A 20190-nucleotide genomic window follows, 5' to 3' on the forward strand; every position below is an offset into this window, starting at 1 on the left:
CCGCCACCTCTATGTGGCGGCTACCGATTGCCTTGCACGGAGCCTCGCCATGAACGGATCTGACCTGCCCCACCTGCACGCCTACAGTGACCCAGCCAATGCCGATGACCTGGCAGAGGCTGTGCCCACTGCGGGTACGAACACCCTGATTGCCAACCTGAAGCGCATCGGCAAAGGCGCCGCCGCCGACGGGCAGCCCTGGCCGGAGCGGCATCAGTTGCCCGGCCGCTGCATGGCGCTGGCCGATGCCGATTGCGCATTGGCCGGCTTGCGGGTGGTGCAGGAGGTACTGCTGGCGGCGGAGCGGACCCGGCAGAACGGCGAGCCCGAGGACTATGTGGGCGACCGGGTGATGGAGGGGCTGATGCTGGCGTGCCTGGCGTTGAGTGCGCAGGCTGTGGGGCGGTTGCAGGTGAGCGAGCAATAGCATCTTTCGATGTCGTCTATGCCCTCTTTTCGGCCCGGCGTTCGCCCACACAAATGCAACGCCCTTCTCATTACTCGCCCTGCGATGGCCGTTCCAGACTGGCGCGCGCGCCCATCATTACCGGCGGCACGACAATACCGGCAAGGGCGATCAGGGCAATTGAATCACCCGCCCTCTCAGAGTTGTGCAGATGGAGACATCGAAAAACCAATGAAGATTGTCAAGAGCGCTTTTGCATTGCTCGTCGCAGCCGGCTTCTACATGGCATCGAGCAAAACGCACGCGTATGTACTGATAAAAGAAGAGGCAGCCATCAAGCTGATAGACGGCATCCCTGCAATCTGCATCCCATCAAGGTCGTGGGGGTCGTACCAGGTGAGCAGCCTTCTCGTGATGGAGCTCTATGCACACCGCAAAGAGAGGTGGTTGATAACACTCAAGGATGACGCCAGGCCAATGAAACTCAGGCCTGGCAAGTGCATTTCATACGGGTCGATACCCAGGGGCTACCAGCTCGGCCCACACAAAGAAGATGCGCATCATTTCAGTTTTGAAACGAACAAAACCTATCGATTCAGCCTTTACCGGGCTGGCCGATTCATGGCGATATTTCAGACCGGAATCTATGAGACCACATTCTGCTTGAAAGAGGATGCCGACGGCACCGTCAGCATTCAGACCGTCAGCATTCAGAAGGAGTCAGCATGCCCCGGCTCAAGCAGATGAGCCTTCCAATGCCAGCAGCAATCCTCGCCCTGCTGCTTCTGAGCGGCTGCCACCTTACCCGGAATCAAGCACTTTCACCCAAGCCGGAGGCTGGCACAGTCAAAGTGACCATCAAGGTCCCCGAGGAGCTTGCGGCCAGAGACATGCGGGTGATCTACCGCTCGACGAAATGCACCACGACGTATCGGTCCACGCTGGACTGGGAAAAACGTACACGAGACAACTATGCGGGACTTGAGCTTCAGCCTATGCGCCGCCAAGGAACGGATGTTTACGAGGCCACAGTGGCAGTCAATGGCGGCGGCGCGTGCCGCTGGAAACTCAGCAACGTAACCTTTGGAGTCAAGTACGGAGATCCATCTAGATTTGGAGATGATGTGAGGTTTGGCATGGGAGGCAACGTCGTTGTAATGTTTGATGAGACCGATTCCGTGCGTGGAGGCCCCTACACCGAACCCAGCGTCAGCGCCGAAGGCATCCTTTCAGTAAAGCAGGACTATTATCCATGGCTGATGGAATGGTTTATCGGAGGACATCAAAAGTTCATCAACCTGACAACGGATGCAGACATATACATCAAGTATCGCGCACCTAACGCACGCGCCATCCACTTCGAACCCATTTTTCATCCCGGATTTCTGACCCACTCAGTGCAACCCAAGATGAAACGCAAGGGCAGTGAAACCATCTTTTACTATCCCGATGGCAGCAGCAGGCCGGAGCCATATCACGACAAGCCCCGGTTCAAGACGCTTCAGGACATCCGAATGGCGACTGAGGCGAGTGACTGATGAACTGAGCCGTTCGGCTGGTCCCTCCACGAAAGGTCAATCACCATCATGAGGCTGCCCATCCTCTTCGCACTCTGCTTGATACTCATCTCCTGCGATCTGGATCTGGTGATGGACAGCTCCTACGCCACGAAGCAGGAAGCTGTTGATGCCGAGATGATTGCCAAGGGCTGGATTCCCGCGTGGGTGCCCCAGGAGGCGATCGACCTGCGTGAGGTGCACGACCTCGATTCAAACGTGAGCGCGCTTGCCTTCAGCAAGCCACGCAGCAAGCAGCTGTTGTTGCCGTCGGGTTGCCGGCCCGTCAACCACAGCGCTACCCAGCCGGCACTGTTCAATCGAAGCTGGTGGCCGAGTGAGGCCGCTCTGAAGCGCGCCTACACCTTTTTCCGTTGCGAGCCCGAGTTCGACAAGTCGGTATTCGTCGCAACAAGCAGGACCGGCGATCATGTGCTCTTCTGGCGCACGTACGCTCGCTGATGCGCATGCCCGCCCTCCCCTGCAACCCGACACTACAGATGCACACTCCAGGAACGGTCCTCACTACCCTCGCCCTTTGCCTGTTGGCCAGTCTTCCGGCCTACGCAGAGCAGCGCACCCCTAGCGATGTAGAAGCGATCGAACAGGTGATCGAGTCCTTCCGCACCTCGCTGATCAACAAGGACAAACCGACCTACATGAGCTTGTTCTTTTTGGACAAGCCGGAAGACATCGGCTGGCAGTTCGTGTCCGAGGACCGGCGATTGGCGGACATCCACAGGACCAAGCCTGATGCAATCAAGGCACGCAATATTCCGTCGAACAACTTCATCTCGCTCATCGATGAGGCGGTGGCCACGGCAGAGCCACGGGAGGAGAAGTTCTTCAACACCAAGATCGACACAGACGGCGATGTGGCATCGGTGTCGTTCGACTACAGCTTCCATGCCAACGGCGTGAAGGCAAACTGGGGCCGGGAAATGTGGCAGCTGGTCCGCACCGAGCAGGGCTGGAAGATCTTTTCAGTGATCTATTCGATACGCGACAAACGCAGTTCCGCGGAGAGCTGATACTTCCTTTCAGCCAATCAACGTCAGCCAGTCAACGTCAACCGCCACGCGCGGCAGAATCCTGATTCCGCAGCCGCGCCGCAAAATACCGCGTAGGCGATTGCCCCAGCGCTTTCTTGAACATCGTGATGAACGCCGTCACCGATTCATAGCCCAGGGTTTCAGAAACCCGCTGCACCGCCGCGCCGCCGGCAAGCTCGCGAATCGCAACCAGCAGATGCAGCTGCTGCCGCCAGCGCCCGAACGACAGACCGGTTTCCCGATCAATCAACCGCGTCAACGTGCGCTCGCCCAACGCCAGGCGTTTGGCCCACTCGCTGATGGTGCTCCGGTCGGCCGGATTGGCTGACAGCGCCGCAGCCAGCGCACGGATCTTGGGGTGGTCACTCACCGGCAGGTACAACCGCTCGGCCGGCATCTGCACCAGTTCGTCCAGCAACACTCGCGCCAGGCGATCGGTGTGCCCGCCGCGCGGGTAGTCCTGCGGTGCATCGGCCAGGTGCAGGATCATCTCGCGCACCATCGGCGAGATCGACAGCGTCACGCAGTGCAGTGGCAGGTCGACAACGCCTGGCTCGACGAACAGATAGCACAGGCGGGCGTTGGCGGTGGCCCGGTTGCTGTGCGGCATGCTGCCCGGAATCCACACGCCGCACTGTGGCGGCACGATCCACAACGCATTGGCCACCTCGCAGGTCACCGCGCCATGAAGTGCCAGGATCAGCTGTCCCTTGCGGTGGTCATGCACTGGAATCTCGGCATCGTGGTCGGCCACCTGCAGGCGGCTGGCCACTGCCGGCCGATCCGTCGCGTCCGGGTCCAGATCAAAGCCAGGCAGTGAAATGCGAGTCATTCTCGATGACCGGATTCAGCGATAGACTGACATTCTAGCGAAATTCGGCGGCGGGGCTCGCTGAATACGATGGCGCCATGCACATCCCCGCCCCTACCCGCCCTTGGCTTTCGCGCCCCATCGCGCTGTTGACGTCGCCCGCATTGAAGGTCGACCGCGAAGCGGTGCTGTTCTCGCTCAAATGCCTGCTCGCCGCGATCCTCGGGCTGTATGTCTCGCTGCGCATCGGCCTGACCCGCCCGTTCTGGGTGATCGGCACTGTCTACCTGGTGTCGCAGCCGATGTCCGGCGCGACACTCAGCCGTGGCCTGTTCCGGCTGCTGGGAACGGTCGGCGGTGCGGTTGCTACGGTGCTGCTGGTGCCGCGGTTCGCCAACGCGCCGCTGGTGTTGAGCATGGTACTGGCCGCCTGGATGGGCCTGTGCCTGCATTTTGCCATGCTCGACCGCACACCGCGTGCGTACGCCTTCCTGCTGGCCGGGTACACCACCAGCCTGATTGGTTTCCCGGCGGTGATGGTGCCCGATGACGTCTTCACCATCGCCGTCACCCGCGTGCAGGAAATCTCCATCGGCATTCTTGCGGCGACGCTGGTCCATGGCCTGCTGTTGCCACGCCCGGTCTCACCGCGTGTGCACGCGCGCGTGGCATCGATCCTCGCCGATGCGGAGCGCTGGACGCGGGACATGCGCGCTGGCGCAAACGAAACGGTACTGGCTGCGGATCGCTCCAAGGTAGCCGCGGACCTCCTCGACCTGCACACGCTGTCCATCCACCTGCCGTTCGACAGTGTGCACGGCGTCGCCCAGGTGCAGATCCTGCGCGCACTGCATGACCGGATGCTCGATGTGCTGATGCTGTCCAGCGCCGTGGACGAATCACTGGCCCAGCTGCGCGCGCAGCCCGCTGGCACGGCGCACACAGCATGGCCGGACCTGCTGCGTGCAGATCTCTGCGCACGTCAGGCCGAACTCGACGCTGCGCATCACGACTGCCGGCTGCTGGAAGAGCAGCTGCACGCTGCCCGCCCGGACTGGCGCCGGCATGTGCCCGCGCACCTTGCCAGGAAGGCGAGCGGTCATGTGCTGCATCGTGACCACCGGATCGCCCTGCGCAGCGCCTTGGGTGCCTTCGTTGGCATCGTACTGGCCTGCGCGCTGTGGATCATTACCGCGTGGTCCGATGGTGCAACCGCCGTCTCCATCATCGGCACGGCCTGCGTGTTGTTCGGGACCACCGAGGCACCTGCCGGGCATGTCATGCGCTATCTGATCGGGTCGACCATCGGCGTGGTCATCGGGCTGTTCTACGCGCTGTTGATCTTTCCGGGTCTGTCCGATTTCGTCGGCCTGGCCATGGCACTGGCGCCGGCACTGCTGGTGTGTGGCTCGTTCCTCGCCCGCCCGCCGTTCATCATGGGCGCATTGGGGGTAGTGCTCACCTTCCCCCTCATCGCCGGGTTGGGCGCCACCAATGCCACCCACATCGCGGGCGCGCTCAACAGCAGCTTGGCGCTGTTCGTGGGCACGGCGGCGGCGCTGTGCAGCATGTCGCTGTTGCAGACGCTGGACAGCAATCGCAGCCGCGCGCGCCTGCAGGATGTGATCCAGCGGGACATCGCACGCCGCGCCGCCGGGCAGGTGCGAAATGCCAGCGACTGGACAAGCCGCATGGTGGATCGGCTTGCGCTGCTTGCCCCTCGCCTGCGCGGCCATCCGGATGCAGCCCCCACGTTGCGGACGCTGTTTGCGGACATGCGCGCGGCCAGTGTGGTGGCCGAACTGCGCGTAATTGGCGGGGCGTTCACTGACCGCCGCAGCCGCGACTGCCTGGCCCAGTTGCTGCACAGCGCGTCTGCCCACTTCCGTATCCGTACCTCCACATGCCGCACAGTGGATACGCCGCTGCTGGAATCACTCGAGCGCACACGCGACGTGATCATCGCTGGCAACAACGGCGCATCCGAACGTGTTCTTCCGCTGCTCTGCGGCCTGCGCCGCGACCTGATCGCTCCGTTGATCGTACATGGGGACTGAGTCGATGTTCTCCGATATCTCCATTGACGGCGTCTTCGTTCCCGGCCTGCTGGCGGTGGCGCTCATCGCGCTGGCGCTGTCGATGGTGGCCTCGCGGCTGCTGGCAAGCCTCGGCCTGTACCGGCTGTTCGCCTATCGCCCGCTGGTGGGCCTTTCGCTGTTCGTGATCCTGGCGGAGCTGCTGATCCAGCTCGCGCCCCTGCTTGAGAACCTGAAATGAAGCACCTGTTGAGTGTCATTGGCCGCTGGAGCGCAACGCTCTGCCTGTTCGCCGTTGCCGTCATCGCGGCCCTGTCCCTGTGGAACCGCTACGAAACGCAGCCGTGGACGCGCGACGGCCGCGTGCGCGCCGATGTGATCCGCGTGGCGTCGGACATGGGCGGGCTGGTCACCCAGGTGCTGGTGCAGGATAACCAGCGGGTGAAAGCCGGGCAGCTGTTGCTGGTGCTGGACCAGCCGCGCTACGCCGCCGCGCTGGACAAGGCCGATGCCGCAGTGAACAGCGCGCAGGCCACGCTTGCCCTTGCCCGCCGTGAATCGAAGCGGGACATCGCGCTGGGCAACCTGGTGGCTTCGGAAACGCGGGAACGCAATGCCGCCAAGGTCGATACCGAAGTGGCCGGTCTTGCACAGGCCCGAGCGGAGCGGCGGGTGGCGCTGCTGAACGTGCAGCGCACCGAAGTGCGCGCCAGCGCCGATGGCATCGTCACCAACCTCGACCTGCACCCGGGCGATTTCCTGCAACCGGGTGCCCAGGCGCTGGCGCTGATCGACAGCGCTAGCCTCAGGGTCGAAGGCTATTTCGAAGAAACCAAGCTCAACTGCATCAACGAAGGCGATGCCGCTGTCGCCCGCCTGATGGGCGATGGCCGCGACGTGCATGGGCATGTGGAGAGCATCGCCGCCGGCATTGCCGACGACCAACGCGCGAGCACGCACAATCTGCTGCCATCGGTTGCGTCAACGTATACCTGGGTGCGGCTGGCGCAGCGGATCCCGGTGCGGATCCACTTGGACAACGTGGCACCCGATACGCGCCTGATCGTCGGCAGGACCGCCAGCGTGACCATCACTCCGCGCGCGCAGGGAGCCTGCAAGTGATCGGCACCGCATCACGCGTGGGCGTGCTCGCCTGTGCGCTGTCGCTGGCCGGCTGTGTGTCCGGCCCGGACTACACGCTGCCGGCCAACGCGGTTGCCGCCGCGCCGGCAGCCCGCCGCGCATTCGTATCGAGCCACCAGGCGGCCTACGCACAGGCCGAGCTGCCGGACCGCTGGTGGCAGCTGTATGACGATCCACGGCTTGATGCCTACGTCAGCGAAGCACTGCGAGCCAACACCGATCTGCGCGCGGCCGATGCCAACCTGCGCCGCGCCACGGCGATGGTGCTGCAGTACCGGGCCGAGGGCTCGGCAAGCACCGACGCAGATGCATCGGCCACGCTGGACCATGCCGGGGGATATACCTCGCCCACCTCGCCACCGCAGGTATATGCGCTCGGCATCCATCTGTCCTACCCCTTGGACCTGGCGGGTGGCATCCGCCGCGGTATCGAAGCTGCCAGCGCCGATGCAGAGGCTGTCGCTGCAGCACGTGACCAGGTGCGGGTGGTGGTCGCCGCCGCTGTCACCCGCGCTTATGTCGGCATCTGTTCGACCAACCTCACCCTGGCGGCGACGCAGCGTGTGCTCGATACGCAGCGCGCCACGCTGGACGCCACCACCCGCTTGGCGGCCGGCGGGCGCGGAACCGAATTCGACGTCAGCCGGGCGCGCGCGGCGGTCAACCGCAGTGCGGCGGCGGTGCCGCATCTGGTTGCCGAACGGCAGGCGGCCCTGTTCGCGCTGGCGGCGCTGATGGGACGCGTACCGGCCGACTATCCGCAGGACGTCGCCAACTGCCAACAACCGCCGCGCCTGCAGCAACCGGTTCCGGTCGGCGATGGTGGCCAGCTGATCCAGCGCCGCCCGGATGTCCGCGCGGCCGAGCGCAGCCTGGCGGCCGCCACCGCGATGATCGGCGTGGAAACGGCAGCCCTGTACCCACAGGTGAGCATCGGCGCGTCCGCTGGCACGGCAGGTTCGTTCAAGCAGCTGCTGAGCAGCGACAGCGTCGGCGCGTCCATCGGACCGCTGCTGTCGTGGCGCTGGCCGAACCGCCGCGCAACCCGGGCGCGGAACGATGCGGCCGGCGCCAATGCCGATGCCACGCTGGCATCGTTCGATGGCGTGGTGCTGGACGCGCTGCGGCAGACCGAAACCGCGCTGTCGGCCTACGCGCAGGAGATCGATCGCGAGCACAGCCTTGCCCTCGCCCGCGACGACGCGGCACGTGCCAGCGATCAGGCCGGGCAGTTGTACCGGTTCGGCAGGATCGACTTCATCGACGTGCTGTCTGCCGAGGCCGCGCTGGCCGATGCAGAGTCTGCCCTGGCAGCATCGCGCGCGCAGCTGGGGGATCGTCAGGTGGATCTGTTCCTGGCGCTGGGTGGGGGCTGGGGGGCGGCAGGCGCAACGCCCGACGCGCTTGATCGCTGAACCGCGCTCAATCGTGAGCGGCTGGCCTGTGAAACCAGCCGCTCCCGCACTGCCATCGATGTTGCGGCCCTGGGCTCACTTCGGCATCAGCACCGAATCGACCACATGCACCACGCCATTGGACTGCCTCACGTCGGCGGTGGTCACCGCAGACTTGCCGCCTTTGGCGTCGACCACCCAGACCTTGCCATCCTGCAGCTTCACCGTCAGCGCTTCACCCTGCACTGTTTTCAGCGTGCTGCTGCCGCCGTGGCTGCGCGCTGCTGTGGTCAGCTGGGTGGAGGTGTAGGTGCCCGGTACCACGTGATAGGTCAGGACCTGGGTCAGCTTGGCCTTGTTTTCAGGCTTCAGCAGCGTTTCCACGGTGCCTGCGGGCAGCTTGGCGAAAGCCTGGTTGTCGGGAGCAAATACAGTGAACGGACCCTTGCCGCTGAGCGTGTCAACGAGCCCGGCCGCCTTCACCGCAGTCACCAGGGTGCTCAGGTTCTGGGCGGTGGAGGCGTTTTCGACGATGGTCTTGTTCGCGTACATCGGCACGCCACCGACCATCGGGTTGTCGGCGGCAAAGGCGGCCGGGGCAGTTGCGCAGGCAACCGCGACGGTGGCGGCAAGAGTCAGGCGCTGGATCTGGGTACGCATGTTCGTGTCCTCGTTGATAGCCCAACCGGGCTGGGAAATGCGCAGCATTCGCTGCCGTCACTGCACCACCTTGCAGCCATGCGGGAATGCAGGGCATCCGTAGCAGCAGGGAAGAAGCGTTGCGTGCATGAGGGCATACGCCGCAAGCCGATGGCCGGATGCATCGTTTGGCGCTGGGGCAGTGAACGGTTCAACAAGGTGCGTGCCGCGTCGTGAGGATGTTCACGGGATCGTGATGCGCTGAAGAGCGGAGAGTTGCCGCGATCGGCTGTCCAAGCAGAGCGGCGGTGCTTCAGCTTTCGCCGCTGGCCCTGAGCTGGGCACTCAACAGACGTGTCAGGGTCCTGCGTGCCAACCAGCCCTGCAGTTGCTTGGCCTTGATGGTCTTGGCCATGAGGCAGGGCGCGCCTTCCACGGTGTGGTCGATGTGGTAGCAGCGCGAGGCGCCACAGAGCTCGGCCTGGCTGGCGGTCACGATGACCACGGTCACCTCCAGGCTGGTGAAGGCGATATCCGCCTTGATGTCCGGGTTCTCAGTGCCGGCACGGTCGATGAGCGTGCGGAAGCGGCCCAGGTCGCGTTCTCCGCCGCTGCTGAGCGGCCCCACGTTGGTGGCGCGCCGGATGTCCTCCTCCTCTCCGGGGACAGCGTTGTTCCAATGTTCAGTGCGCTCGGGAATGACTGCGCGGACGACCTTGCCGCCCGGCTCGATCAGATCGATGACCACATCCAGCAGATACACCGGCTCCAACCCAAGGTTGGTCACAAAACAGTGCGCATCCAGATGCTTGCCCGCACCGGAGGTGATCAGAATGGATGGCCGTTGCTGGCGGCGGTAGCTGCGCAGGAACACGCTCAGATAGACCACCCAGATCAGCGCCGTTACGCAGGTCATGGCGGCGGTGATCAGAGGTGCAAGGTGAAGCAGATTCTGGAGCATTCCCGATGGTGTCTCACGCAGCTTCGCTGGAGAGAACATCATCGCGATTGCATCGCTCGCGGGCCGTGAAGTCATGCTCGTGGCGAAGACGGCACCTCTGCGCGGTTGCCCGCTGGCGTCGGTGCCCGGCTTGGTCGACGCGTCCAACAGTCGTCGTCAGCGGGCAGAAGGAACTGACTGGCCCGGCTGCGCACTGCAACGGCCGAGCAAAGGCTCGGCGCCGCAATGCGGTACTCGATCAGTTGGCCAGGGCGAAATCCAACCCCGCGCACACCGCCGCCACCTGGGCGTCGTTGCATTCCTGCGGGTTGGTGCGCGGGCTGTCCGGGTACACCTCGGTGGTGGTGGCATACAGCGCATCGGTGAAGCCGGCACATGCACCAATGGAACGCGACTCGCCCCACACCACGCCCAGCGACTGCAGCGGCATGCCCACCAGATTGCCTTCGGCGTCGGCCGGGGCAATGTGGGTGATCGGAGCCACGGCGGCGATCAGCGCCTTCTGGAATTCGTGCTGCGGGTCTTCGCTGTTGCCAATCACATAGAAGCCATCGGGAATGGTGTCGCGCTCGAACGGCTTGCCGTCGCGGGCGCAGCGGGCCGGGTCGAACTCGTGCAGATCGCTGTCGGTGGTCTCGTGCAGGTCCAGATGCACCCGGATGTTGGCCTTGCGTTCGGCCACCCAGCGCATCAATGAGGCGGCTTCTTCGATCAGGCCGCCGTCACGGAAACTGCGGTTGGGATCGATGGCGTTGGGGTTCCAGCGCTGGATGCGCTCATAGCCCCACGGGCTCACGCACGGGGCCACGATCAGGTTGAAGCGGCCCAGGTAACGCTCGGCGTGCTGCTCCAGGAACTGCAGGGCGCCATGCACGCCGCTGGTTTCGTAGCCATGCACGCCGCCGGTGACCAGCGCGGTCGGCAGGGCCGGGTTCCAGTCGTGGTTCACCACCGCAAACAGCGGGTAGTGGTCCGGGGCGTAGTCCAACTGGCCGTACTGCACCACGTCGAAGCGCTCGTCCAGCCGTTCCAGCGCGGTCACCACGTCTTCGTGGTAGCTGCGCTGCCGCTGCTGGCGGGCCCGCCACTGCGCGCGTTCGGCGTCGCCCCAGGGCTGTCCGGGGGTGCCGATCGGGTAGAACTGCGCAACGGTCATCTCAAGCTCCAGAAGTCGGGGTGCGGTGGTACAGCCGACCATTTTAAGCCTTGTGGCCCGATCGGTGCTGCCCCTCGCCCCCGCCTTCATACGGCCGGCCTCATCTGGTTGTAAAATCAACGGTTTTTGGCCCCCACCCCTTGATGGCGAACGCAGCGCAGCCGGTCGTGGATGGACCGGACTTCCTCCGTCTGCTCGCCCGTCTCAGCGACGGCGCGATGCCGGCCTCCAGTCCCGCCCTGACCGATCGCCTCGGCCAGTGGGTGGACTGGAGCCGTGCCGTGGCCCTTGCCGGGGCGCTGGATGGCCGCCTGGCTGAACCGGCCGAGGCCGCCGAAGCGCTGGATGACCTGCTGGCCGATTGCGCCCAGGCCGAAGCGAGCCTGTTGGCCTCGCTGAGCGAGGATGCCGAGGCCGAGCGCCTGCTGGACCTGGCCGAGGCCGCCGCCGCGCCGAACTTCGCTTCGTTGCGGCAGCGCTACCGGGTGCTGCAGCAGGCCATCCAGACCGCTACCGGCCGTCTGCGCGGCCGCCTGCGCGACCAGCTGGTGCAGGCGTCACCGGAGCTGGCGCGGCTGGCCGAGGTCGATGCGGTGATGGAACAGACCTTGAGCCCGCGCGAGCACAGCCTGCTTGCCACCGCCCCGGCGGTGCTGGGTGCCCGATTCGAACGCGTGCACGGCCAGCCCGGCTGGCGCGCGTCCTTCCGCCACGACATGCGCACGCTGCTGCTCGCCGAGCTGCAACTGCGCTTCCACCCGATCCAGGGGCTGCTTGCCGCCCTGCGCTCACACTGACCGGAACACCATGTCCAGAACTGTTTTCCACGTCCTTGTCTTCCTTGCTGGCCTGCTGGCCGTGTGCTGGATCGGCGTCGGCTATGTCTCGGTGCACCCGCTGGGTGCAGCCGTGGCAGCGATCATCGCAGCCTGCTACATCGCCGGTGGCGTGGAGCTGTACCGCTACCGGCAGGCCAGCAATGGCCTGCGCGCCGCGCTGGCTGACCTTTCACTGGCCAAGGAAAGCCTGGCACCGTGGCTGGAGCGTGTGCCGCTGGGCCTGCGCAATGCCGTGCGCCTGCGCGTGGAAGGCGAACGCACCGCCCTGCCCTCGCCGGTGCTGACGCCCTATCTGGTAGGCCTGCTGGTGCTGCTGGGCATGCTCGGCACGCTGCTGGGCATGATGGACACCCTGCGCGGCACCGGCCTGGCGCTGCAGAGCGCCACCGACATGGCGGCCATCCGCGGCTCGCTGGCCTCGCCAGTGCAGGGGCTGGCGGTGGCCTTCGGCACGTCCATCGCCGGCGTGGCCAGCTCGGCCATGCTGGGCCTGCTGTCGGCACTGCTGCGCCGCGACCGCCTGCAGGTGGTGCAGCAGCTGGACCGCGCCATCGCCACTGACCTGCATCCGTATTCGCAAGCCTGGCAGCGTGCCGAGTCGCTGCGCTTGCTGCAGTCGCAGTCTGCGGCGCTGCCTACGCTGATCGATCGCCTGCAGGCGATGACCAGCACCTTCGAACAGCACAGCGCGGCCGCCAATGAGCGCCTGCTGGCCGGTCAGGCCGAGTTCCTGACGCAGAGCCAGGCGTTGCAGGAACGCCTGGCCACCTCGCTGCAGCAGTCGCTGCGCGAGGGGGCCGAAGCCAGTGCTGCGGCCATTGGTGGCGCGCTGCAACCGATGGCCGAAACCACCTTGGCCGGTCTGGCCAGCCACGGCCAGGCGCTGCATTCGCGTGTCGAACAGGCCGTGCAGCAGCAGTTGAATGGTCTGGCCGAGGGCTTCGAGCGCAGCCGCGTGGCGACGGAAGCGAGCTGGGCCAGGGTAGTGGCCGAGCAGACCGGCGCGCAGCAGGCGCTGGTTGCCGAACTGCGCCAGCATCTGCAGTCCTTCAGCGAAGGCCAGAGCACGCAGGGTGAAGCCCTGGTGGCACGCATCGGCGAGCGCCTGCAGGCCGATGCCAGCAGCAACGCCGAGGCCTGGCGCGCTGCTGCCGAACAGCAGCATGCATTGAACAGTGAACTGGTCGAGCGCCAGCAGCAGGCGCTGCAGCATGCCAGCAGCCACCTGGATGACCGTGCGCAGGCGCTGCTGCAGGCACTGGATGAGCGCCACGCCGCCGGCCAGTCGCTGCTGCAGGAACACGAACAACAGCGCCTGCAGGATTGGCAGGCCGCACAGGCCGCCACCGCCACGGCGCATGCCGAACTGCAGGCGGGCCTGGATGCACGCGAACAGCAGCGCCAGCTGCGTTGGGACGCGGTAAGTACCGAGCTGCAGCAGGCGCACGCGGCGTTGCAGGCCCAGCTGCTGGCAGGCGACGAGCAGCGCCTGCAGCGCTGGAGCGATGCGTTGCAGAGCGTTTCGACCGATCTGGCCGAGCGCCTGCAGGCCAATGGCCAGCGCCTTGCCGAACAGCAGCAGCAGGTCTGCGACACGTTGGCGCAGACCGCGCAGCAGATCGGCGAGAACGGCCGTGCCCAGGCCAGCGCCACGCTGGCCGAAGTGTCCGCCCTGCTGCAGACTGCGGCCGCAGCACCGAAGGCCGCCGCCGAGGTCATCAACGAACTGCGCAGCACCCTGTCCGAAAGCCTGGTGCGCGACAACAAGATGCTGGAAGAACGCGGCCACCTGCTGGCCACCGTGCAGACCCTGCTGGACGCGATCAACCACGCCTCGCACGAGCAGCGCACCGCTGTGGATGCACTGGTCGGAGGCTCGGCCGAACTGCTGGAACGCGTCGGCAACCGTTTCAGCGACCATATCGCGGCCGAGACCGGCAAGCTCGATGGCATCGCCACGTTGCTCAATGGCAGTGCCGGTGAAGTGGGCCAGCTGGCCGGCACCTTCGGCGCTGCCGTCGAGCAGTTCGGCACCGCTTCGGCAGAGCTCTCCGGGCGCCTGGAGCAGATTGGCGGTGCGCTGGATGCCTCGCTGGCGCGCAGCGATGAGCAGCTGGCGTACTACGTGGCACAGGCGCGCGAGGTGGTCGACCTCAGCCTGCTGTCGCAGAAACAGGTGATGGAAGAGCTGCAGCAGCTGGCCGCGCGCCGCGGCAAGGCCGGCAGCGCATGAGCGACGAGCTGGAGGTCGACGGCGGCTCACACGCCCCGATCTGGGCGGCATTCGGCGATCTGATGTCGGTGCTGCTGGGCGCGTTCGTGTTGATCCTGGTCGGCGTGGTCGCCGTGCAGCTGGAGTTGTCGCAGCGCCTGGACCAGGAGGTCAAGCAGCGCCAGGCCGAAGCCAAGCGCCTGCAGACGCTGGAGCAGGCGCTGGCTGGCCCGCTCGCCGCCGGCCGGGTGACGCTGGTGAATGGCCGCATCGGCATCAGCGGCAGCGTGCTGTTCGCGCTGAACTCCGACCAGCTGCAGCCGGAGGGTCAGGAACTGCTGCGCAGCCTGGCCGCGCCGCTGGCGGCCTATCTCGGCACGCGCGAAGAGATCCTGATGGTCAGCGGTTTCACCGATGACGCACCGGTGCGGGAAGGCAACCGCCGCTTCGCCGACAACTGGGAGCTGTCCGCGCAGCGCTCGCTGACGGTGACCCGTACCCTGATCGCCGACGGCGTACCGGCCGATGCGGTGTTCGCCGCCGCGTTCGGCAGCGAGCAGCCGGTCAGCTCCAATGCCAACGAAGATGGCCGCGCGCGCAACCGCCGTGTGGAGATCGCGCCGATTCCCAAGCCCAAGGCTGCTGCGCCGGGCGAGAAAAACGGCAATGGCAGCTGAGTCCTCGCCTTTGGAGGGATTGCGTGCCCTGGTGCGCGACCTCGACAGCGGGTCGCGATCGCTGCTGCACTACCCGCAGGTGCCGATGCTGGACGACGTGCGCCGCGAGTGGTCCGAGCTGCGCAGCGAACTGCAGGTGCGCCGCTCGCTGCGCACCGAAGCCCCCGCTGATGGTGGCCCGCTGAACTCGGCGGTGCTGGTGCAGCGCATGCTGGACACGATGCAGGCGACCAGCCCCGGGTATCTGCGCCACTTCATCGACTATGTCGATACGCTGTCGTGGCTGCAGGCGTTGCAGGATGGTGCCGCCAGCGCTGCGGATGCCGCAAAGCCGAAACGCACGCGCAAGCCGCGCAACGCGGGTTGACGGATAGCGGTAGTGCCGGCCGCTGGCCGGCAGCCTCATGAACCCTCCGCAGCATCCCGCAGTTGCCGGCCAGCGGCCGGCACTACCCACCCGTATGTCCGCAGATGAAGCTGCGGGCATTGCAGGATGCGACGCTAAAGCGCACACGCAGCAACGCGGGTTGACGGATAGCGGTAGTGCCGGCCGCTGGCCGGCAGCCTCATGAACCCTCCGCATCATCCTGCAGCTGCCGGCCAGCGGCCGGCACTACCCGCGCGTGATGTCCGCAGTTGACCATGTCACCAGACAGTCATCTGTCTAGCGCACCATTTTCACGTTGATCGCGCGGCGCCCAAGGCGCCCGTGATCGCATCGCGTGTTTCCCCTTTCATCTGTCTGAGCTCCGCTTCCATGCGGCGGCTCGCGCTTGCCTGAGTGCCTGTTCCATGACCAAGACCCTGTTGGCTGCTGCGTTGTCCCTGGCCCTTGCACCGACCGCGTGGGCGCAGCAGGCGCCGTCGGCCACCGAACTCGATGCGGTTTCAGTCATCGGCAGTGGCGAGGCGCGCCAGGTGCAGCGCATCACCCGCGAGAACCTGGACATCCTGCCGCCGGGTACCAGCCTGCAGAAGACGCTCAACCTGCTGCCCGGCGTCAACGCGCAGTCGGCCGACGCGCTGGGCACCAACGAACAGTCGATGACCCTGAGCCTGCGCGGTTTCAACTCCACCCGCCTGGGCTACACGCTGGACGGCGTGCCGCTGGGCGATGGTGCGTACAACAACTACAACGGGCTGACCATCAACCGTGCGCTGATCAGCGAGAACATGGAGGGCGCCGAACTGGCGGTGGGCATCGGCAGCCTCGGCACGCCGTCCACCAGCAACCTCGGCGGCACCATTTCCTATACCTCCGACCGCCCGGCGCAGGAACTGGGCGGCCGCGTGGTGCAGACCTTCGGCAGCGATGCCAACCGTCGCACCTTCGTGCGCGTGGACAGCGGCGAGTACAACGGATTCTCCGGCTACGTGTCGGGCATGAACGCGGTCTCGGACCTCTGGAACGACCAGACGGCGTACAACAAATCCACTACCAAGCAGTTCAACGCGAAGGGTGTGTGGAACTTCGGCAGCGGCCAGATCACAGGTTTCGTCGACACCTCGCGCACCAGCCAGGCGGACTACTTCTACCTGTCCAAGGACGAGATGTCCCGCGGCCTGGGCTGGGACTGGGGCGGCTACGCGCCGGACTGGAACAAGGCCGTGGCCAAGGCCTACTGCAACACCGCCAGCCTCAACGCGAAGAAGTGCGACAACAGCGGTCCGGACAAGGACGCCGACGGCGCATTCACCGCCGGGCAGATCCTGCGCGATGACAACCTGTACTACCTGGCCGGTGATTTCTTCCTGGCCGATGGCTTCAGCCTGCGGGCACTGGCCTACCACCACGATGACCGCGGCGAAGGCCACAACTGGAACAGCGGTGCATGGTCGAACAAAGGCACCGCGCAGGAAATCCCGATCATCTTCCGCAACACCATCTACACCATCGACCGCGATGGCGGCACGCTGTCCTTCGATTGGGAGCTGGGCGCACACCGCCTCGAAGGTGGCGTCTGGTACGAACGCAACACCAGCAGCGCCGAACGCTACCAGACGGCGGTGGACGGCCCACGCGACCTCAGCGGCATGAACACCCTGCCCTCGGATGTGGGCGTGTTCGCCCAGCGTACGCGCTGGAAGACCCACCAGTTCTTCCTGAAGGACACCTGGCGGCTGCTCGATGACCGCCTGACCCTGGAGTTCGGCGCCAAGAGCCCGCACGCCACCTCCGATGCGCAGGCGCTGCCGGGCGATGCGAAGACACCGATCCTGCCGAGCTCGAACAACCAGTTCGCCACCGGTTCGCTGAAGGCCAGCAGGAATTTTCTGCCCAGCGTGGGTGCCAACTTCCGCCTCAGCGAGCATCACGAAGTGTTCGCCAGCTACGCCGAGAACATCGCCATGTTCCAGGGCGGCTTCAAACTTGGCCCACAGGCGGTCAGCCAGGCCACCTGGAACGCGCAGGGCAACCTGAAGCCGGAAGAATCACGCTCGCTGGAGGCGGGCTATCGCTTCGTCACCGATACGTTGCAGGCATCGGTCGCTGCCTACAGCGTGCGCTTTGACAATCGCCTGCTGCAGTACAACCCCTGCGATTCGAGGCAGCCGGTCGGCCCCACCTGCGGCAACCGTTTCTACAATGTCGGCGGCGTCGACAGCCGCGGTGCTGAACTGACCGTGCTGTGGACACCGAACGAGCACTTCAGCTGGTACACCTCGGCGTCGCTGAACCGCTCGACATATGCCTCCAACTACACCCAGGCCGGCGCCGAGCAGCAGATCAAGGGCAAGATCCAGACCGACACGCCCAAGCAGCTGCTGGCCACCGAAATCACCTGGCGCGACAACGGCTGGTTCGCCAGCCTGCGCGGCAAGTACACCGGCGAACGCTTCTACACCTATACCAACGACCAGGGCTTTGGTGGCTTCACCGTGTTCGACCTGGCCGGTGGCTACGATTTCGGTCAGGTTGGCTTCGCCAAGGGCATGCGCCTGTCGCTGAACGTGACCAACGTAGGTGACAAGCGCTACGCCAGCAACCTGGACTCGAGCGTGTTCGCCCCCAGCGACCCGGCCGGCAAGCTGTATGTGTTCCATGCGTCGGCACCGCGCCAGGTGTTCGGTACCATCGACATCCGTTTCTGATCGCCGGCCGAGGAGTCCATTGATGTCCGTTACTGCCCTGCTGTTGGCCGCGCTCTCGGTCAGCGGCTACAACGCACCGCATGAAGCCCGCGGCATGCCACCACGCGCGGTGGACGTGGCCAGCTTCACTTACGTGGACAAGGGATTGGTCGCCGCCGGACGATTGCCGGCCGGCACCGTGGACTTCCTCGGCGATACGCTGGGCTCGTTCTCGTCGTTGGCGGTACAGCCGGGCACGTGGCGGCGTACCGCGCATGGCTATGAAGGGGTGCTGTGGACCCTGCCCGACCGCGGTCGCAACGATCCGGAGGCCGGCCTGTTCTACGACTACGCTGGCCGCCTGGAGCACATGCAGCTGCGCATCGACTGGCCTGCAGACAAGCCAGAGAGCTTCGGCACGCTGACGATGAAGCCGGAAAAGGGGCTGGTGCTGAAGGACTACAACGGCCAGCCATTCACCGGTGCCGACCCCGGTGATCACACCATCATCCAGCGTGGCGTGGTGCTGCCCTCACCCGCCGTGGGCGCGGGGGCCGGCAAGGTCGCACTTGATGCCGAATCGCTGCAGTTCACTGCGGACGGCCACTTCTACATCGGCGACGAGTACACCGCCAACGTCTATTACTTCAACGCACAGGGGCAGCTGCAGGGCGTGATCGTGCCGCCGCAGGCGATCCAGCCACAACGTGATGGCAAGCCTGCCTTTGGATCGTTGGCCCCGCCGCAGACCGGGCGCCGCAACAACCAGGGCGTGGAAGGCATGGGCCTGTCGCCCGACGGCACACGGCTGTTCGTTGCCCTGCAGAGCGCGCTGATGCAGGACAGCGCGGCGGGCAATGCCGCCGGCCGCATCAACACCCGCGTGCTGGTCTACGACGTGTCTGCCAACCCGACGCCGACGCAACCGGTGGGCCACCATGTGATGATCCTGCCCGCCTACGCCCACGACGGCAAAGGCAAGCTCGACCGTACCGCTGCACAGAGCGAACTGCGTGCGCTGGACAACGAGCGTTTCCTGATGCTGGCGCGCGATGGCAATGGACTGGGCAAGGAGGGCAACGACCCGATCGTCTATAAATCGGTGCTGCTGGTGAACGTGGCGCAGGCCTCCAATCTGGTGGACACGGCCTATGAGACCGGCACGGTATCGGTGCTGGCCGATCCGGCTGACGCCATGTTGAAGACCGGCATCGTGCCCGCCAAGGTCAATGAGGTGCTGAACCTGCTCGACCGGCCACAGCTGGCCCGGGCCGGGCTGGACCTGGATACAGGGCGCGGCCCTCACCCGGGATTGCTGTCGGAGAAGTGGGAAGCAATGGACGTGTTGCCGGCGCTTGATCCAGAGCACCCGAACGACGTACTGCTGCTGATCGGCAACGACAACGACTTCACCGCCCGCAACTGCCGCATGCAGGGTGAGCACTGCGACAGTGCGTACGACAACGACAACCGGGTGCTGGTGTATCGGCTCACCCTGCCGTAGTGCCGGCCGCTGGCCGGCAACCTCATGAACCTCCGGACGCACCGCCTGGTTGCCGGCCAGCGGCCGGCACTACCCGACAGGAAAATCCCGCGCGCCTGCCCCGTGGTAGTGCCGACCGCTGGTCGGCAGCCTCATGAATCTCCGGAAACACCGCCTGGTTGCCGGCCAGCGGCCGGCTCTACCAGATCGACCACGCATAGGGATACTGGCCAATCTCCCTGGCCAGGCCCGCTCGAATGGGATTTCCCAGGATATACAGAGCCTGGCGATGCAACGATTCCTCTGCCCTGACCGCATGATCGAAGTACCCGGACTGCCAGACCACGCCGCGACGACCGACCAGCCGATTCAAGGACAACGCGCTGGATGACTTGAACCGACGGGCGATACCCGACAGCTCCGACGCACGTAGTTGCAACATCCAATGCACATGATCCGGCATCACCACCCATGCCAGTGACTGGACCAGGCCTTGTCGCTCCAGTTCCTCAAACTGGCTGGAGACGCAGCCTGCGGTAGCGCCGCATTCAAAGCGTCGGCGGCGCTGGCATGTTGTCGTGGTCAGCACATATACCTGACCGATGATGGAGCGCCGCCCGTGGCGCAGGAGATCGCTGCTCATGGCCCATCGTGGATCAGGCAGACATCGCTGGCTGTCGGGGAACAGCGCGAGATTCCATGAGGATGTTGCTGACAGTCTGCTGGGGTTGCCGGCCAGCGGCCGGCACTACC

At 65.4% G+C, this 20190-nt stretch carries 20 protein-coding genes; 15 read left to right on the plus strand and 5 right to left on the minus strand.

Annotation, left to right across the window (positions count from 1 at the left end):
• Nucleotides 1–49: 49 nt before the first annotated feature.
• The 5 genes from CR918_RS09965 to CR918_RS09985 all read left to right on the plus strand — a co-directional run bounded on the left by CR918_RS09965 (nucleotide 50) and on the right by CR918_RS09985 (nucleotide 2993).
• Nucleotides 50–427 carry a hypothetical protein gene (locus CR918_RS09965; protein WP_080148616.1) on the plus strand — a complete coding sequence of 126 codons (378 nt, stop codon included), beginning with the start codon at nucleotides 50–52 and terminating at the stop codon, nucleotides 425–427.
• A gap of 210 nt (nucleotides 428–637) precedes the next feature.
• Complete coding sequence (locus CR918_RS09970; protein ID WP_099842680.1) at nucleotides 638–1153, plus strand: hypothetical protein; 516 nt, start codon at nucleotides 638–640, stop codon at nucleotides 1151–1153.
• Nucleotides 1132–1944: a hypothetical protein gene (locus tag CR918_RS09975; RefSeq protein ID WP_099842682.1), complete on the plus strand. Its 813-nt coding sequence runs from the start codon at nucleotides 1132–1134 to the stop codon at nucleotides 1942–1944. The genes CR918_RS09970 and CR918_RS09975 overlap by 22 nt, the downstream gene beginning before the upstream one ends.
• Before the next feature lie 48 nt (nucleotides 1945–1992).
• Complete coding sequence (locus CR918_RS09980; RefSeq protein WP_099842684.1) at nucleotides 1993–2424, plus strand: YbbD-related protein; 432 nt, start codon at nucleotides 1993–1995, stop codon at nucleotides 2422–2424.
• 38 nt (nucleotides 2425–2462) lie between these two features.
• The gene (locus CR918_RS09985; protein WP_099842686.1) at nucleotides 2463–2993 is read left to right on the plus strand and encodes a hypothetical protein; all 531 of its coding nucleotides are present in this window, start codon (nucleotides 2463–2465) and stop codon (nucleotides 2991–2993) included.
• Nucleotides 2994–3030: 37 nt separating this feature from the next.
• Here CR918_RS09985 and CR918_RS09990 read toward each other — a convergent pair whose 3' ends face one another.
• Entirely contained in the window at nucleotides 3031–3846 is an 816-nt protein-coding gene (locus CR918_RS09990; protein ID WP_059064369.1) for an AraC family transcriptional regulator, read from the minus strand.
• A gap of 77 nt (nucleotides 3847–3923) precedes the next feature.
• Between CR918_RS09990 and CR918_RS09995 the strand changes: the two genes are divergently transcribed.
• The 4 genes from CR918_RS09995 to CR918_RS10010 are packed head-to-tail and all read left to right on the plus strand — an operon-like array spanning nucleotide 3924 to nucleotide 8419.
• Entirely contained in the window at nucleotides 3924–5882 is a 1959-nt protein-coding gene (locus CR918_RS09995) for an FUSC family protein (RefSeq protein ID WP_099842688.1), read from the plus strand.
• Between the two features lie 4 nt (nucleotides 5883–5886).
• A complete protein-coding gene (locus tag CR918_RS10000; protein WP_099842690.1) occupies nucleotides 5887–6102 on the plus strand; it encodes a DUF1656 domain-containing protein in 216 nt (71 codons plus the stop codon).
• On the plus strand, nucleotides 6099–6983 hold the full coding sequence (locus CR918_RS10005; RefSeq protein ID WP_099842692.1) for an HlyD family secretion protein: 885 nt from the start codon (nucleotides 6099–6101) through the stop codon (nucleotides 6981–6983). The genes CR918_RS10000 and CR918_RS10005 overlap by 4 nt, the downstream gene beginning before the upstream one ends.
• Nucleotides 6980–8419 (plus strand): efflux transporter outer membrane subunit, encoded by a 1440-nt coding sequence (locus CR918_RS10010; protein WP_243379052.1) that lies wholly within the window; start codon nucleotides 6980–6982, stop codon nucleotides 8417–8419. The genes CR918_RS10005 and CR918_RS10010 overlap by 4 nt, the downstream gene beginning before the upstream one ends.
• A gap of 75 nt (nucleotides 8420–8494) precedes the next feature.
• On the opposite strand, the gene CR918_RS10015 is transcribed toward CR918_RS10010, so the two are convergent.
• The 3 genes from CR918_RS10015 to CR918_RS10025 all read right to left on the minus strand — a co-directional run bounded on the left by CR918_RS10015 (nucleotide 8495) and on the right by CR918_RS10025 (nucleotide 11154).
• Nucleotides 8495–9058, minus strand: coding sequence for a fasciclin domain-containing protein (locus tag CR918_RS10015; RefSeq protein WP_099844329.1), 564 nt, complete (start codon nucleotides 9056–9058; stop codon nucleotides 8495–8497).
• Nucleotides 9059–9350: 292 nt separating this feature from the next.
• The gene (locus CR918_RS10020; protein WP_133119683.1) at nucleotides 9351–10145 is read right to left on the minus strand and encodes a hypothetical protein; all 795 of its coding nucleotides are present in this window, start codon (nucleotides 10143–10145) and stop codon (nucleotides 9351–9353) included.
• A 91-nt stretch (nucleotides 10146–10236) separates the two neighbouring features.
• A complete protein-coding gene (locus CR918_RS10025) occupies nucleotides 10237–11154 on the minus strand; it encodes a M14 family metallopeptidase (RefSeq protein WP_025874316.1) in 918 nt (305 codons plus the stop codon).
• Between the two features lie 143 nt (nucleotides 11155–11297).
• On the opposite strand from CR918_RS10025, the gene CR918_RS10030 reads away from it, so the two are divergent.
• From CR918_RS10030 to CR918_RS10055, 6 genes are all read left to right on the plus strand, one after another.
• Nucleotides 11298–11951 (plus strand): DUF3348 family protein, encoded by a 654-nt coding sequence (locus CR918_RS10030; protein ID WP_032975341.1) that lies wholly within the window; start codon nucleotides 11298–11300, stop codon nucleotides 11949–11951.
• Nucleotides 11952–11961: 10 nt separating this feature from the next.
• Nucleotides 11962–14226 carry a DUF802 domain-containing protein gene (locus tag CR918_RS10035; RefSeq protein WP_099842694.1) on the plus strand — a complete coding sequence of 755 codons (2265 nt, stop codon included), beginning with the start codon at nucleotides 11962–11964 and terminating at the stop codon, nucleotides 14224–14226.
• On the plus strand, nucleotides 14223–14882 hold the full coding sequence (locus CR918_RS10040; RefSeq protein WP_025874313.1) for an OmpA family protein: 660 nt from the start codon (nucleotides 14223–14225) through the stop codon (nucleotides 14880–14882). The genes CR918_RS10035 and CR918_RS10040 overlap by 4 nt, the downstream gene beginning before the upstream one ends.
• A complete protein-coding gene (locus CR918_RS10045; RefSeq protein WP_059064381.1) occupies nucleotides 14872–15249 on the plus strand; it encodes a DUF2894 domain-containing protein in 378 nt (125 codons plus the stop codon). The genes CR918_RS10040 and CR918_RS10045 overlap by 11 nt, the downstream gene beginning before the upstream one ends.
• 425 nt (nucleotides 15250–15674) lie before the next feature.
• The gene (locus CR918_RS10050; protein WP_099842696.1) at nucleotides 15675–17975 is read left to right on the plus strand and encodes a TonB-dependent receptor; all 2301 of its coding nucleotides are present in this window, start codon (nucleotides 15675–15677) and stop codon (nucleotides 17973–17975) included.
• Nucleotides 17976–17997: 22 nt separating this feature from the next.
• On the plus strand, nucleotides 17998–19458 hold the full coding sequence (locus CR918_RS10055) for an esterase-like activity of phytase family protein (RefSeq protein ID WP_099842698.1): 1461 nt from the start codon (nucleotides 17998–18000) through the stop codon (nucleotides 19456–19458).
• 178 nt (nucleotides 19459–19636) lie between these two features.
• Here CR918_RS10055 and CR918_RS10060 read toward each other — a convergent pair whose 3' ends face one another.
• A complete protein-coding gene (locus CR918_RS10060; protein WP_099842700.1) occupies nucleotides 19637–20080 on the minus strand; it encodes an REP-associated tyrosine transposase in 444 nt (147 codons plus the stop codon).
• Nucleotides 20081–20190: the final 110 nt, after the last annotated feature.

Source organism: Stenotrophomonas indicatrix (assembly GCF_002750975.1).
In the GTDB taxonomy this organism is placed as follows: domain Bacteria; phylum Pseudomonadota; class Gammaproteobacteria; order Xanthomonadales; family Xanthomonadaceae; genus Stenotrophomonas; species Stenotrophomonas indicatrix.

What these genes read in the sequence shown, in the direction of transcription:
- CR918_RS09965 (WP_080148616.1), top strand. Translation starts at nt 50, where the DNA reads ATGAACGGATCTGACCTGCCCCACCTGCACGCCTACAGTGACCCAGCC.
- CR918_RS09970 (WP_099842680.1), top strand. Translation starts at nt 638, where the DNA reads ATGAAGATTGTCAAGAGCGCTTTTGCATTGCTCGTCGCAGCCGGCTTC.
- CR918_RS09975 (WP_099842682.1), top strand. Translation starts at nt 1,132, where the DNA reads ATGCCCCGGCTCAAGCAGATGAGCCTTCCAATGCCAGCAGCAATCCTC.
- CR918_RS09980 (WP_099842684.1), top strand. Translation starts at nt 1,993, where the DNA reads ATGAGGCTGCCCATCCTCTTCGCACTCTGCTTGATACTCATCTCCTGC.
- CR918_RS09985 (WP_099842686.1), top strand. Translation starts at nt 2,463, where the DNA reads ATGCACACTCCAGGAACGGTCCTCACTACCCTCGCCCTTTGCCTGTTG.
- CR918_RS09990 (WP_059064369.1), bottom strand. Translation starts at nt 3,846, where the DNA reads ATGACTCGCATTTCACTGCCTGGCTTTGATCTGGACCCGGACGCGACG.
- CR918_RS09995 (WP_099842688.1), top strand. Translation starts at nt 3,924, where the DNA reads ATGCACATCCCCGCCCCTACCCGCCCTTGGCTTTCGCGCCCCATCGCG.
- CR918_RS10000 (WP_099842690.1), top strand. Translation starts at nt 5,887, where the DNA reads ATGTTCTCCGATATCTCCATTGACGGCGTCTTCGTTCCCGGCCTGCTG.
- CR918_RS10005 (WP_099842692.1), top strand. Translation starts at nt 6,099, where the DNA reads ATGAAGCACCTGTTGAGTGTCATTGGCCGCTGGAGCGCAACGCTCTGC.
- CR918_RS10015 (WP_099844329.1), bottom strand. Translation starts at nt 9,058, where the DNA reads ATGCGTACCCAGATCCAGCGCCTGACTCTTGCCGCCACCGTCGCGGTT.
- CR918_RS10025 (WP_025874316.1), bottom strand. Translation starts at nt 11,154, where the DNA reads ATGACCGTTGCGCAGTTCTACCCGATCGGCACCCCCGGACAGCCCTGG.
- CR918_RS10030 (WP_032975341.1), top strand. Translation starts at nt 11,298, where the DNA reads ATGGCGAACGCAGCGCAGCCGGTCGTGGATGGACCGGACTTCCTCCGT.
- CR918_RS10035 (WP_099842694.1), top strand. Translation starts at nt 11,962, where the DNA reads ATGTCCAGAACTGTTTTCCACGTCCTTGTCTTCCTTGCTGGCCTGCTG.
- CR918_RS10040 (WP_025874313.1), top strand. Translation starts at nt 14,223, where the DNA reads ATGAGCGACGAGCTGGAGGTCGACGGCGGCTCACACGCCCCGATCTGG.
- CR918_RS10045 (WP_059064381.1), top strand. Translation starts at nt 14,872, where the DNA reads ATGGCAGCTGAGTCCTCGCCTTTGGAGGGATTGCGTGCCCTGGTGCGC.
- CR918_RS10050 (WP_099842696.1), top strand. Translation starts at nt 15,675, where the DNA reads ATGACCAAGACCCTGTTGGCTGCTGCGTTGTCCCTGGCCCTTGCACCG.
- CR918_RS10055 (WP_099842698.1), top strand. Translation starts at nt 17,998, where the DNA reads ATGTCCGTTACTGCCCTGCTGTTGGCCGCGCTCTCGGTCAGCGGCTAC.
- CR918_RS10060 (WP_099842700.1), bottom strand. Translation starts at nt 20,080, where the DNA reads ATGAGCAGCGATCTCCTGCGCCACGGGCGGCGCTCCATCATCGGTCAG.